We start from the raw sequence: 13,144 nt of genomic DNA on the forward strand, positions 1-13,144 counted from the left end.
CGGGCTATAGCGTCAGGCTGTAGCCCGTGTTCGTTTCCTCGCGGACCAGGTCTTACGTCGTTCGGCTTTCGCCCAAAATGTCGGAACGCAGAAGCAACTCCCGGCTGTCGCCCCTTACGATTTTCGTTGGGGTCATCGTGGTTCTGGCGGTGGTTCTCCCCACGGTTCTGCTCCGAATCTACCCGCCAGGCCATTACGACGCGTGGCGTCTGTTGGGTTTGGCGTTCGCCGGCCTGGTGCTGCATGCCCTCAACCAGCTGAACTTCACCATCCGCTTCAGCGGACAGCCCGATAACGTGGAGCTGACGTTCACGGAAGCCGCCCTTGTCGCGCTGTTCTTCAATTTCGACCCGGGCGTGATCGTACTCCTCAGCGGCCTCGCTCATTTCGTTCGCGAGATGCAGGCCCATCGAAGGCGGAAGATCCAGGTGGTCTTCAACACCTCCGAGATCATGGTCTCCGTGGCGCTGGCCGGCCTGGTTTTCAAAGCTATCACAACGAGCCTTGGCGGTACGTTCATCGTGGCCGCCATCGTCGCCGCGATGCTTACACACAGCATCGCCAATCGCCTTCTGGTCGGAACCGTTATCAGCCTGAACGCGGGCAAGTTCCACTCGCGTTACTACAAGAGCCTCTTCGTCGAAAACGTCGTGATGCTCTTCATGAACCTCGCGGTGGGAATGACCGCCGTGATGGCGTTTTTGCTTGACCGACCATACCTCCTGTGGGTCCCGATGAGCATCCTGGCCGTCGTCTACGTGGCCTATCAGGCCTATATCGGCCAGATGCGGGACGCCAATACGCTGGCGCGGCTCTACGAAAACGGCCTCCTGACAAGCACCGCCACGGAAGCCACCCTGATCCCTCTGGCCCTTTCCAAAATTCTGGACACGTTCTCCTCGCGAGAAGTGCGGTTGGCGATGGCCGCCACGCCGGACTCACTCGCGGAATGGCGCCTGGACCAGGACGACCAGGTGACCACCGTGTCGCGGCGCGTCGGCTCATTGCGCGAAACCGAGGGAGCGCAGGAGCCCGTGCTGTTAAGTACGACAGAGCCGGCGCACGCAATTGCGTGGCGTCGCGGCGCTCGTCTCAACAGGATGGCCGCGCCCGTGGAATATGAGGGGCAGTTGATGGGCGTGCTCAGGGCGGAGAAGCCGCGCGCCTGGGACGCGTTTACTCCGGGCGACCTTCGCGCCTTCGCGCTGTTCGCGCGGCAATTGGGCGTCGCTCTTGAGAACACGCGGCTGACGGAACTGGACAGGGAACAGCAGCGCCTCCGACAGCGTGCACTGGATGCGGAACGGAACCGTATCTCCCGCGACCTGCACGACAGTTTCGTTCAATCCCTCGTACAGGTCGACTTGCACCTTGCCTACCTCGTCGGATTGATGGACAAGCGGCCCGATGCCGTCCGGGGCGAGATTGAACAACTGCAGAAGAACGTGCGGGCCGGCCTCGTTGAAGCGCGCAGCTACATGGCGGAATTGAAGCCGCTCCGAATCGAGCCCGGGGAGTTTTGCTCGGTGGCGCAGCGATACCTCGACGAATTCGGCCTCAAGCATCGCATCCCGATCTCGTTCGAGACCGATCACCGTGAACTGGACCTCGGTGCTGATGATTTGAGCGAACTGTTCGCCATGATGAGAGAGGGACTCAACAACGTAGCCAAGCATGCGAGCGCGACATGCGTTCGCATCACCGTCAATACTACCGAGTCTCACGTGGAACTCCGCGTCCAGGATGATGGGGTGGGGTTCGATACCGCGCTGGTTGATGATTTCCGGCGTGACGGCCATTTCGGGCTGGCCAACATCTGCGAGCGCGCCAATGGTATGGGCGCTGCGGTGGATTGGGCAAGCGCGCCCGGCAAGGGAACGACCCTCACAATCCTGGTGCCGCGCCGCATCCCGTCGGATATCTTGAAAGGAGTGCCCGTATGATTCGCGTTCTCATCGTGGACGACCACGCACTGGTCCGAGACGGCCTCACGAAGATTCTGGATCTGGAAGACGATATCGAGGTCCTCGGCACTGCCCCGGACGCCGCCGCGGGGCTGGCCGCCGTTCGTACATTCAAACCGGATATCGTTCTGCTGGACGTTCAATTGCCGGGGCGAAGCGGGCTTGATGCTCTTCCCGAGATGATCGACGCCTCGCCGGCAACCCGGTTCATCATACTGACCGGCTTCAGCGAGGGGGAGTACGGGTTTGAAGCGCTCAAGCGTGGCGCGAGAGGTTTTGTGCTAAAGGACGCCGCGTCATTGAGCCTCGTGAAGGCCATTCACGCGGTGCACGAAGGCGAGGTTTGGGCGGACAAGGATCTTACCAGCCGCCTCGTGGACGAATTCGTTCGGCTGTCACGGTTGCAGACGGCCGTCACAAGCCCCGTGGACAATCCGCTCACCAACCGGGAACGGGCGATCCTGACCCTGGTGGCCCAGGGTCAGACGAATTCGGCGATCGGGGAAGCTTTGTTTATCAGCGAGAAGACAGTCAAATCCCACCTTACGAATGTCTTCGATAAACTGAATGTCGAGGACCGATCGCAGGCGGCCATGACGGCCTTCAAACGAGGATACATTCAGATCAGTGATTAGCAAATTGGACTTGACTTTTTCTGCGTAATCCACGCTGTATAACTTGCATTCGCGGCCTCTTGGACATCAAATCCGGGAGGCCGATTTTCGGCGAAAGGTATGTCCTTCAATAACACCTTTCGGCCCAATTTGAGCGGCCTTAAGAATGGCTTTAGGTGCGTTCCCAACGGTAGCATGAGTAAGCCTGTTCTGACGTCCCCCAGGTTTGTGAGCCCGGTCTGTACGTGTCCCGAAACCATCCATGCCAACCGCTTCTCAACTTGATTTTGGATTGCGCGAGACCACCACGCAGGAAGCGTGGGCTGCCGCCTTACACTTGGCTCGCGAGCGAACAGGCGTCCCTACTTTCGAATCCTGGCTGCGCGATCTTAAGCCAAGCGCTGTTGAGGACAACGCCCTCGTAATCGGTGCGCCGTCCGAGTTCAAGCGCTCGTGGGTCGAAAAGAAGTACGCGTCCCTGCTCGAGGAGTGTGTGGAGGCTGCATTCGGAGAGCCGGTGCGGCTTCGCTTCTCGGTAACAGAGCACGCCGCGTCCGATGCGGCGCCGGAGCCCCGCGCAACGAAGAGGGACACGTTCACATCGAGGCCCGTCGCCGCGGTGACCACCCGGACCGCGGAAGCGATCTCCGACGAGGCCATGTTCGGCGGTGTGCCGCTTAACGAACGGTATACCTTCGATACTTTCGTGGTCGGGGCCTGCAACCGCCTGGCCCAGGCCGGCGCCATCGCCGCGGCCCGGAAACCTGGCGCGGCTTTCAACCCGTTGTTCCTCTACGGGGGCGCGGGGCTCGGCAAGACCCATTTGATGCACGCGATCGGCCACGGTGCCAAGGCGGACAATCCCCGCTGCCGCGTCGCCTACATGTCCGGAGAGTCGTTCACCACCCAGTACGTCGCCGCTATCCGTGAACGCAAGATGGACGAGTTCCGCCGTCGTTTCCGGCACGCCGATGTCTGGCTGGTAGACGATATCCAGTTCATCGCGGACAAGGAACGGACCGAAGAGGAGTTCTTTCACACGTTCAACACACTGCGGGACACAGGCAAACAGATCGTTCTGAGCAGCGACCGTGCTCCCAAGGACCTGCGTCTCGATAACCGTCTTCGTTCCCGTTTCGAAGCGGGCCTGATCGCGGATATCGGCGCGCCAGACCTTGAGACGCGCATCGCCATACTTCAGGCCAAGGCTCAGGTTGAAGGCGCTCCGATCCCCGATGATGTGCTCCTGTACATGGCGGAGTTAGTACAAAGCAACATACGCGTACTCGAGGGCGCCCTGATCAAACTGCTGGCGTATGCGAGCGTGACACACAGCGCCATTACGCAGCAACTCGCCGGGGACGTCTTGGGCTCCTATTTCTCCCAGCGCTGCGGGGAGGAGGGGGTGACTCCGGACGAGGTGAAGAAGGCCGTCGCCCAGGCATTCGATGTCACCGTCGCCGAGATCAACGGAACGTGCCGCTCGCGGGCCATCGTCTTCGCCCGCCAGGTGAGCATGCACCTCATCCGCGAGCTCACGGGCGCCAGCCTGCCGGAGATAGGCCGCAATTTCGGCGGAAAGGACCACAGCACCGTTGTCCACTCCTGCCAGAAGATCCGCGCGCTCCTCAAGTCAGACCTCGATCTGTCCAAGCGGCTTGCCGAACTGACGGAGGGACTGCGCAAGAGCGCATAGGCTTCGGCGCGGGTTGAAGCGAGTCACGAGCTCCGAGCGATCCGCGGCGCCTGGTCGGCCGAAGGAATCCGGCTATGCCTCATCAACCGTCTTGGCCGGAAGACAGATTTCACGCTCAGACGCCCAGATGTTTCGGGCGGGAAGAACGCATGCCGGGCTCTAGCCATCACTGCTGTCAACGAGGTCGCGAAGCGGTCGGGACTCCAACTGGAAGTGGAAATCGATCACTTCGTCCAGCTCAATATCGCCCATCGCTTTGAACCGGATGGCGTCATCGCCGGAGATCTCCAGCCCAGCCCTTGCCGCCCTCCCGCTGCCTGCGCCCTGAGGTACGAACCTCTCGCCCAGGCGTTTGCATCGCGGACAGCGGAACTTCACATAAAGAAATCCCGGGCTCATCAGCCGCGGAAACCGGCCATGTTGCAGGATGTCTTTCTCCTGCACAATTTGCCCGCAGTGACAGGTTATTACAGTCTCTGTGTCCATGGTTGAATACTCCAGGCGGCCGCAATCGGATCACGTAGTCCTCGCAGAGTTACAGTGGGCAATTATAGCAGCGCGTGGCGCGGGGCGGCGAACGCGTTTACATCGAAGCCGCGGCTGATTCCATCAGCGGGGGACACGTTGCAGATCACGCTTTTGAGGCGAGGCTGAGGGCGTAGCGGTCGGTCATGCCTGCCACGAAATCGACGGCCGCCTGAACAACGGCGCGGTCGGTATCGCCGTATTCCCTCGCGGCGACGGAGCGCAGCCAATCCGGCACGAAACCCGGGTCCGCCAGTGCACGGTCAAAAAGTGTGCGCACGACGTTCTCCACGTCCAGCCCCAGGTTCTTGTCCAGCTCCCGCGTGTAGACGCGCTCAAAGAGGAACTCCTTGAGCGTGTCCAGCAGACGGGCTGTCTCCGGGGAGAATCCGATCGGGTCCGCGTTCTGCGAATGCTCCACCAGATCGGTGATGACATAGGCCATCCGCTGCCCGGGCGTCCGTCCGAATACGCGCAGAACATCCTCGGGCAGATCATCTTCGCACAGGAACCCCGCGCGGACGGCGTCCTCGAAATCGTGGTGGACGTATGCCACCCGGTCTGCGATGCGGACGCATTGCCCTTCCATCGTGGCGGGCAGATCCTTCCCGGCAATGCCGGCACGGCCTTTGGAATGATGGCCGATCCCGTCCAGGACCTCCCACGTGAGGTTCAATCCGGCGCCCTGGTTTTCGAGAACCTCCACAACTCGCAGGCTCTGTTCGAAGTGGCGAAATCGGGCCGCGGGATCGTGGGATTGCAACGCGGCGTCGAGAGCCCTCTCGCCGGCGTGCCCGAACGGCGTATGGCCAAGGTCGTGCCCCAGCGCGATGGCTTCGGTGAGGTCCTCGTTTAATTCAAGCGCCCGGGCGACGGTCCGGGCGATCTGGGCGACCTCCAGGGTATGCGTGAGGCGCGTTCGATAGTGGTCGTTTTCGGTTGCCAGGAACACCTGGGTTTTGTGCTTCAGGCGCCGAAAGGACTTGCAGTGTAGGATACGGTCCCGATCGCGGGCAAAGGCGGTACGGATGGTGTCCGGCTCCTCGGGACGGGCACGGCCACGTGAGGACGCGCTACGGGCCCCCCTGGGCCCAAGGAATCGATCCTCCTTATCCTCCGTCCTTTCGCGAATGTTCATGGGCAAACGCGAGGTGTCAGTCCTTGTCGATCTCGATGCTAAGTTGGCTGACAATGACGGCCGCCGCTGCTATGAGGATCGCGGTCAGGGCTGCCGCCTGAACCGGGATCTCCCGGATAGTGCGGCGTCCCAGTTTGATGCGTACGCGCCGGATGCGCCCGCCGCTCAGCGTTGACTGGACTTCATCCAGAATGTCCGACCCAACCGCCAGCGCGGCCTCGACCCTGGGACTGGCCGACGCGGCCCCATTATCGGTTCGTTCCTGGCTCATTTCATATTTCCTTACTCACCGTAATGGACCCACCTGGATCCGAAACGCAGTTGTATCAGCGTAATACCCAGAATCACCACAAACAGCATCCACGCAAGCGCGCTTGCGTATCCCATCTTAAAGTACGTGAAAGCGTTCTGGAAGAGCAAGACCACCGGCATCATCGTGGAGTCGTTCGGGTAGCCGAGCGGTCCCGCACCGCGCATGATATAGGCGACCTCGAAGATCTGCAGGCTGCCAATCACGCCCATCACCGCCAGGAAGAAGATGGTGGGAGTGAGCAGTGGCAGTGTCACATGCCGGAACTTGCTCCAGGCGCCGGCGCCATCGAGTTCCGCGGCCTCGTAGAGATGCTGCGGGATACCTTGCAGGCCGGCGAGCCAGAGGATCATCCCGCTCCCCGCACTCCAAAGCCCGAGCAGGATATACGCCGGCTTTGCCCACGCCTCTTCGGCCAGCCAGTTGGGCGCTGCCTGTCCAAGCCAGCGCGTGATAGTCGCTCTCCACACGATGTCGATGACGCCGTATTGCGGGTTCAGCAGCCAGACCCAAAGTATCGCGCCCGCGACAACCGGCATGATCGCGGGCAGGTAGTATGCCGTCCGGTACCAATGCATAGCCTTAACCCGGGCGTTCAGCAGCATCGCGATCGCAAGACCAGTGAACATCGTCAGCGGAATCCCGAAGAAGCTCATGAAGGCAACATTGCCGAACGATTTCAGCAGAAGCGGCCCGTCACCCGACGCGCTTGTGAGCTCGGTGTAGTTGAGCATCCCCACCCAACGCGGCGGATGCAGGACATCGTAGTCGCAGAACGATAGCAGGATGCTCGCCACGATGGGTCCCAGCGTGAACACAACAAACCCGGCGATCCAGGGCGCGGCGAACAGATAAGCCGCCCGTGTTTCCGCCCTTGCGTTTCGGGGCTGCCGCCGCGTCGTCCCGTAAAGCCACCCGCTGCCGGCAGCGAGGAGGGCAGCGACGAGGGCTGTGAGGGTGACGTAGACGGACCGCGGCAGTTCCGGATGTTGAGCCCGGGCGAACGTCCGGTCCAGTTCCCGCTGGACCGACAGCGTACCCTGGTGCAGGGCGACGGCAGGATCCACCCCTCGCGCGGCCTGGTCCATCGCTCGAACGTGCTCATCCCACAGCCGCTGCCCCACAAAAGTGACCGGCCGGTAACGGGCGTATGGCATGAGGTCCCTGAAGACGCCAATTCCCTGGCGGATACGCGGCATACGGGGCGTAAAATCGCGAAGCAGCGCTTCGTTTACGATGCGATTCGCGCGCATGTCCGGCACGAGTTTGCGGCCGACCTTGGCAAACTCTGCGCGCTGCACTCTGTATCGGAGGCGTTGCGCCTCCAGGCTGTTGTCCCATCGGATGAAGTCCCACGCGAGGTCGCGCATGCCGGCGGGCACGCCGCGCGGAATGACCCAGGAGAACCCGCCGCACCACGTGACCCATGTAGTCTCGTTGCGATAGCGTCCTTCGTGGCGGTACCTTGCGTCCGGCACAGGTGCCGGCGCGACTCCGAAATCCAGGGTCGGGTTGTAGCGAACGATCGACTCCAGGAACCAGTTGCCGTCAACCTTCATCGCCACGTCGCCGGTGAGGAACGGGTCCTGTACCCCGTCGCGCATGCCACTGGTGAACGCATCCACTTTCGAAAGGCCGCCAATCGCGTTGTACAGGCCGGCCATATAGGCCAGCGCCTCGACGTTACGCGGGTCATCAAGCGTGCATCGCCTCCCGTCCGGGCTCAGGAATTCGCCGTCATTCTGCCAGGCATACATATAGAACCATACATTGCCGTAGTTCGGGAGATAGCCAACGCGTTCGATGTTTCCGTTGCGGTCAAACCGCGTCAGTTTGACCGCCATCCGTTTGAGTTCGCTCCACGTTCGCGGGGGACGGTCGGGATCCAGGCCGGCGGCGCGAAATGCATCGCGGTTGTAGTACAGCGCACGGTCATCCAGGCTGTCGGGGATACCATACACGCTCCCGTCAAAGGTCGCTTCGTTCCACGCCGCCGCGTAGAAATCGCGCTTGTGGACCCCATCTGGGCGGCCCTCATCGCGGGCGATAAGGTCGTCGAGGCGTTGAAAGGCATCACGGGACGCGAAATCCCCGATATTGAAGCGCCCCTGGCGGACGAGCGCCGGCGGAACGTTTCCCGCAATCGCCGTGGAGAGCTTCTGGGCGTCCATGTGCCCGGCGGCCATATCCAGCCTGCGGACGCGGCAGCCGTGCTGCTTCTCGAAGGCGGCGACTTCCGCATCGAACCCCTCAGTATCGCGCGTCCGCTCCAATCCGGGTCCCCACATGACCAGGGTCAGGGGCGGTGCAGCGCAAACCGGCGCGAGGATCGATGCCGTCAGGGCCAAAGCAGCGAGAGTTCTCATGGTTGGTTCATTATAGCGGCGCCGCCCCGCCAGAAGGCGCTGAGCCCGCACCGCCGTGCGCGCTCCGTATCGTGCCCTGCACTACCAATTTCACGCTCAAAATGCCTATAATATGACTGACAAATAGTGGGAATTATGGGCGGCTGTGGCCTCGCGAAAGCGGGGCCATGATCCTGTTTGAAGGGGAGACGGCCGCCAGGACAGAAGGGACAATAGATGGACATCGCCAAACTTGTCATACCTATCAATATCCAGGATGAGATGAAGCAGAGTTATCTGCTCTACTCGATGTCCGTTATTGTGGCGCGTGCCCTGCCGGACGTGCGCGACGGCCTCAAACCGGTTCAGCGACGCATCCTGATGGCGATGAATGACCTGAACCTATCCCCCAACGCCCAGAGCCGCAAATCCGCCAAGATTACCGGTGACACTTCCGGAAACTACCACCCTCACGGCGACACGGTCATCTACCCGACTCTCGTCCGCATGGCGCAGGATTTCACCTTGCGCTATCCGCTGGTAATAGGGCAGGGCAACTTCGGCAGCATCGGTGGAGACTCGCCCGCCGCGCAACGATACACCGAAGTGAAAATGTCCCCGTTCGCCATGGAGATGCTCGCGGACCTGGACAAGAACACCGTCAACCTGGTCCCCAACTACGACAATACCCGGACAGAGCCAAGCGTACTGCCGGCCAAATTCCCGTTCCTTCTCGCAAACGGGGCAAGCGGCATCGCCGTGGGAATGGCAACGAATATCCCGCCCCATAACCTCACGGAATTATGCGACGGAATCACGTTCCAGGTGGACAATCCCGACGCCACGGCCGAGCAGTTGATGCATTTCATCACCGGCCCTGATTTCCCGGGCAAGGGCCTCATTCTCGGCACGAGGGGCATCCGGGAGGCTTATGAGACGGGCCGCGGGTCGATCACGATGCAGGGACAGGCGATTGTCGAACCGATGGAGAACGGCAAGAACCGGATCATCATCAGTGAACTGCCGTATCAGGTGAACCCCAACCGCATCATCGAGCAGATCGTTGACATGGTGAAGGGGAAGAAGATCGACGGTATCACGGACCTGCGAGACGAGTCCGACCGCACAGGCATGCGCATCGTCGTGGAACTGCGGCGCGACGCCCAGCCGAAACGCATCCTGAATCACCTTTACAAGCACACCCCGCTCCGCACAACGTTCGGCGTCATCATGCTGGCGCTCGTCAAGGGGCAGCCAAAGGTCCTTTCGCTGCCGCAGATGATCCACCAGTACATCCTGCACCGGGCGGAGGTGATCGAACGCCGCAGCCGATACGATCTGGAAGGCGCGCTGCTGCGGGCGCACATTCTCGAGGGTTTCCTCAAGGCGCTGGACATCCTGGATGAAGTCATCGCCACGATTCGAGCGTCCGACGGTCCGGACGACGCCCGAAAGAACCTTGTGGCCAAGTACGGCTTCAGCACGCTGCAGGCTCAGCGCATCGGCGAGATGCGGCTGTTCCAGTTGACCCGCCTCGAGGGCCAAGTCATCAGTGACGAGTTCCGCGATAAGCTCAAGCTCATTCACTACCTGGAAGACGTCCTGAGCAACCCGGCGAAGCTCCGCGAGCTCATCAAGTCCGAGATCAAGTACATCAAAGACAAGTACGGCGACGAACGGCGCACCAAGATCCTCCCGCTGGAAGCCGAGGAGATCGGCGATGAAGACCTCATCCCGCAAGAAGATACCATCGTCACCATCACGCGGCAGGGCTACGTCAAGCGAGTCTCCATCGATACCTATCGCACGCAGGGCAGGGGAGGGCGCGGGGTAAGCGCGGCCGCGACCAAAGAAATGGACGAAGTCGAGCACCTGTTCATCGCCCGCACCCACGACTACATCCTCTTCTTCACGGATCGTGGGCGTGTGTACCGCCTGAAGGCCTACGAAATACCGCTCACGAGCCGCCAGGCCATGGGTACAGCCATCGTCAACCTCATAAACAAGGAAGCCGACGAAAACGTCAAGGCCATCATTCCCATGGCGGACCTCGCGGCCGAAGGCTACCTGGTGATGGGAACCGAAATGGGCGAAGTCAAGCGCATCCAGATCGCCGATTTCCGCCACCTTAAGAACCAGGGAATCAAGGCTTTCGACGTGGAGGAAGGCGATCAGCTGCGTTGGGTGGTCAGCACACACGGGGACGACCAGATACTTTTCGCCACCCGCGAAGGGATGAGCATCCGGTTCAGCGAGACCGATGTGCGATGCTCCGGCCGGACCAGCGGCGGAGTGCGCGGCATCCTGCTGGACAACGCGGAACGGAGCAAGAGCGGCGTCGCGGACAGGTGCATCGCGATGGTACGCATCCGCGATCCGCACCGGGGGGAAATCCTGGTGGTCAGCGAGCGGGCATTCGGCAAACGCACTCCGGTGGATTACTACCGGTTGCAGACCCGCGGCGGCCGCGGCGTCCATACGATGAATGTGACGGCGAAGACCGGACCGGTGCACGACGCCCTCACCGTGGCCCGGGAAGACCGCCTTCTGATGGTGACCAAAAACGGCATCGCGATTCGAATGGACGTTGCGGACATCCGCCAAACCGGCCGGACCGCCCAGGGCGTTATGCTTCAGCGTCTGGCCACCGGTGATGTGGTGAGCAGCATCGAGCGGATGATCCACCAGCCGGAAGTTCTGGACGACCTGACAAGCAGCGGATGAATCGATCGACGTCTCAACGAGTCAATGGGTCAGCGGGGGATGCCTACGGCACGTTGACTCAGTGACGCCTTGACCATTCTGCAGTGATCATCCCATTTCACAGGAGACAACACGATGGAACTCGAAGGCTCGAAAACACTGGCCAATCTGATGGCCGCATTCGCCGGCGAATCGCAGGCGCGCAACAGGTACACCTTCTTCGCGAGCGTCGCCCGAAAAGCCCGCTATGAACAGATCGCGGCGATCTTTGAAGAGACCGCGAACAACGAAAGAGAGCACGCGAAGCTCCTCCTTCGCGCGGCCGGCGGCCTGAAGGGGAAGACCCTGGACAACCTTCTGGAAGCTGCCGGTGGCGAGAACCACGAGTGGACCTCGATGTACCCCGATTTCGCCAGAATCGCCCAGGAGGAAGGGTTCGCCGATATCGCCAAAATGTTCTCCGAGATCGCCGAAGTGGAAGCGCACCACGAAGCGCGCTATCGGGCTTTGGCGGAGAACGTGAAGAACGAGACCGTCTTCAAGAAGCCGGAAACGGTGAAGTGGATCTGCCGCAACTGCGGGCACATCCACGAAGGCCCGGAAGCGCCCGGCGTCTGCCCGCTGTGCAGCCATCCGCAGGCGTTCTTCGAGCGGATGGTAGAAGAGTACTAAGCAGCAGGGCTGAGATGTAAGGGCTGAGGGCTGAGATCCGGTTGGCCTCAGCCCTCTCACCTCAGCCCTCAGCCCTTCACCTAGGCTTCATCCTCCTGCTCGGCGTCGATCCACAACACTTCATCCGGGTCTATCTGGACGGTAATGAGGTTCGGACGGCAGCACACATCGCAATCCTCCGTGAACTGCTGGTGCTTGCTGGCGGTACGATCTACGAACAACTCGTTCGGCTCACCGCAGAAGGCGCAGGTGTACGTCTCCACACCCCCCATTTCTGCGCTGTCCGCCTCATCCTCGTCATGGATCACCACGTTTTCCAGTTCTGCAGTTCCGTTGTTCATGACATCGATGTTAGCGCGCGACGTCAGGGCGGACCACATGGTTTGAGGAGATGGCGCCACGCCGGAGGCGTTCTTGCGCCGAGGGAATCCGGTAGGGTTTACCGCGTGCCGAACGTTTCGCGCAGCAGGCGGGTGATGGTCTGTCGGCGTGCCTCAATGGTGGGGGCAAGCGAACCGCCGATAACCTCGACGTACATATGGATTCGGGCGATGGTGCCGCGTATGTAGCCGATCTTCTCTTCTTTCATCGGGTGGGTCACGCCGAGCAGAGTGACCGATTCGATGCGGAGTTGCTGGACCTGCGCGTGGCGGTAGAGCGCCATTTCAACCCCGTAGCGGAGTTCAGACACGTGTGAGGCCTCCAGGAAGGAGGAGCGAAGCATGCACCGCTGGCCCGAGATGTGCGGGGCTAGTTTCTGGGCGAGGTCCGTGAGGAACCGCCCTCCGCGAAAGACGCCGACGGTCATGTCTGCGCGACCGCTGACGACCGGCTCGACTAGATCCGCGATGTGATTCGGAGTCAGGCCGCTGAGGTCCGCATCGAGGAACAGAAGGGCATCCACGTTTGTCTGCAGGGCGCCGGCCATCATTGCCGCACCCTTGCCGAGGTTCTCCCTCAGGCGGAGCGCTTTCACGCCGGGAACGGCGGAAGCCTCCTGGTAGGTACGATCACCGGAACCATCGTCCACAACCCAGATTTCCGAGATTGCCGAAGAAGACGTTACCGCCTCCAGTACTCGAGTGATCCGGGTCTCTTCGTTATATGCCGGAATTATCGCCGCAACGCGAAGATTCATGTATCCCTGTAGTTCCCCTCTTGGCGAGACGCCTTATCA

General features: G+C 61.3%; 11 protein-coding genes. 5 read left to right on the plus strand and 6 right to left on the minus strand.

Features of this window, described 5'->3' with window-relative positions; translation table 11 throughout:
• Positions 1 to 77: 77 nt before the first annotated feature.
• The 3 genes from VGM51_10390 to dnaA all read left to right on the plus strand — a co-directional run bounded on the left by VGM51_10390 (position 78) and on the right by dnaA (position 4,274).
• Positions 78 to 1,943 carry a GAF domain-containing sensor histidine kinase gene (locus VGM51_10390; protein HEY3413447.1) on the plus strand — a complete coding sequence of 622 codons (1,866 nt, stop codon included), beginning with the start codon at positions 78 to 80 and terminating at the stop codon, positions 1,941 to 1,943.
• On the plus strand, positions 1,940 to 2,599 hold the full coding sequence (locus tag VGM51_10395) for a response regulator transcription factor (GenBank protein HEY3413448.1): 660 nt from the start codon (positions 1,940 to 1,942) through the stop codon (positions 2,597 to 2,599). Before VGM51_10390 ends, VGM51_10395 begins: the two co-directional genes overlap by 4 nt.
• A gap of 241 nt (positions 2,600 to 2,840) precedes the next feature.
• On the plus strand, positions 2,841 to 4,274 hold the full coding sequence (gene dnaA / locus VGM51_10400; protein HEY3413449.1) for a chromosomal replication initiator protein DnaA: 1,434 nt from the start codon (positions 2,841 to 2,843) through the stop codon (positions 4,272 to 4,274).
• 159 nt (positions 4,275 to 4,433) lie between these two features.
• Here the strand turns inward: dnaA and VGM51_10405 are convergent, their stop codons facing one another.
• From VGM51_10405 to VGM51_10420, 4 genes are all read right to left on the minus strand, one after another.
• The gene (locus VGM51_10405; GenBank protein HEY3413450.1) at positions 4,434 to 4,760 is read right to left on the minus strand and encodes a hypothetical protein; all 327 of its coding nucleotides are present in this window, start codon (positions 4,758 to 4,760) and stop codon (positions 4,434 to 4,436) included.
• Between the two features lie 145 nt (positions 4,761 to 4,905).
• Positions 4,906 to 5,937, minus strand: a complete 1,032-nt coding sequence (locus VGM51_10410; GenBank protein ID HEY3413451.1) for a deoxyguanosinetriphosphate triphosphohydrolase — start codon at positions 5,935 to 5,937, stop codon at positions 4,906 to 4,908.
• A gap of 16 nt (positions 5,938 to 5,953) precedes the next feature.
• Positions 5,954 to 6,208: a DUF4342 domain-containing protein gene (locus tag VGM51_10415; GenBank protein HEY3413452.1), complete on the minus strand. Its 255-nt coding sequence runs from the start codon at positions 6,206 to 6,208 to the stop codon at positions 5,954 to 5,956.
• 11 nt (positions 6,209 to 6,219) lie between these two features.
• Entirely contained in the window at positions 6,220 to 8,613 is a 2,394-nt protein-coding gene (locus VGM51_10420; protein ID HEY3413453.1) for an extracellular solute-binding protein, read from the minus strand.
• A gap of 216 nt (positions 8,614 to 8,829) precedes the next feature.
• Here VGM51_10420 and gyrA point away from each other — a divergent pair, with 216 nt between their 5' ends.
• Together gyrA and VGM51_10430 are read left to right on the plus strand one after the other, a co-directional pair.
• Positions 8,830 to 11,316: a DNA gyrase subunit A gene (gene gyrA, locus VGM51_10425; GenBank protein HEY3413454.1), complete on the plus strand. Its 2,487-nt coding sequence runs from the start codon at positions 8,830 to 8,832 to the stop codon at positions 11,314 to 11,316.
• A gap of 114 nt (positions 11,317 to 11,430) precedes the next feature.
• Positions 11,431 to 11,967, plus strand: coding sequence for a rubrerythrin family protein (locus VGM51_10430; GenBank protein HEY3413455.1), 537 nt, complete (start codon positions 11,431 to 11,433; stop codon positions 11,965 to 11,967).
• 80 nt (positions 11,968 to 12,047) lie between these two features.
• Here the strand turns inward: VGM51_10430 and VGM51_10435 are convergent, their stop codons facing one another.
• Entirely contained in the window at positions 12,048 to 12,308 is a 261-nt protein-coding gene (locus VGM51_10435) for a CPXCG motif-containing cysteine-rich protein (protein ID HEY3413456.1), read from the minus strand.
• A gap of 98 nt (positions 12,309 to 12,406) precedes the next feature.
• The gene (locus tag VGM51_10440; protein ID HEY3413457.1) at positions 12,407 to 13,105 is read right to left on the minus strand and encodes a glycosyltransferase family 2 protein; all 699 of its coding nucleotides are present in this window, start codon (positions 13,103 to 13,105) and stop codon (positions 12,407 to 12,409) included.
• Positions 13,106 to 13,144 lie beyond the last annotated feature (39 nt).

This window comes from Armatimonadota bacterium (assembly GCA_036504095.1).
GTDB lineage: Bacteria > Armatimonadota > DTGP01 > JAKQQT01 > JAKQQT01 > DASXUL01.

Coding starts and splice junctions, on each gene's coding strand:
- VGM51_10390 (HEY3413447.1), top strand. CDS start 78: ATGTCGGAACGCAGAAGCAACTCCCGGCTGTCGCCCCTTACGATTTTC.
- VGM51_10395 (HEY3413448.1), top strand. CDS start 1,940: ATGATTCGCGTTCTCATCGTGGACGACCACGCACTGGTCCGAGACGGC.
- dnaA (HEY3413449.1), top strand. CDS start 2,841: ATGCCAACCGCTTCTCAACTTGATTTTGGATTGCGCGAGACCACCACG.
- VGM51_10405 (HEY3413450.1), bottom strand. CDS start 4,760: ATGGACACAGAGACTGTAATAACCTGTCACTGCGGGCAAATTGTGCAG.
- VGM51_10410 (HEY3413451.1), bottom strand. CDS start 5,937: ATGAACATTCGCGAAAGGACGGAGGATAAGGAGGATCGATTCCTTGGG.
- VGM51_10415 (HEY3413452.1), bottom strand. CDS start 6,208: ATGAGCCAGGAACGAACCGATAATGGGGCCGCGTCGGCCAGTCCCAGG.
- VGM51_10420 (HEY3413453.1), bottom strand. CDS start 8,613: ATGAGAACTCTCGCTGCTTTGGCCCTGACGGCATCGATCCTCGCGCCG.
- gyrA (HEY3413454.1), top strand. CDS start 8,830: ATGGACATCGCCAAACTTGTCATACCTATCAATATCCAGGATGAGATG.
- VGM51_10430 (HEY3413455.1), top strand. CDS start 11,431: ATGGAACTCGAAGGCTCGAAAACACTGGCCAATCTGATGGCCGCATTC.
- VGM51_10435 (HEY3413456.1), bottom strand. CDS start 12,308: ATGAACAACGGAACTGCAGAACTGGAAAACGTGGTGATCCATGACGAG.
- VGM51_10440 (HEY3413457.1), bottom strand. CDS start 13,105: ATGAATCTTCGCGTTGCGGCGATAATTCCGGCATATAACGAAGAGACC.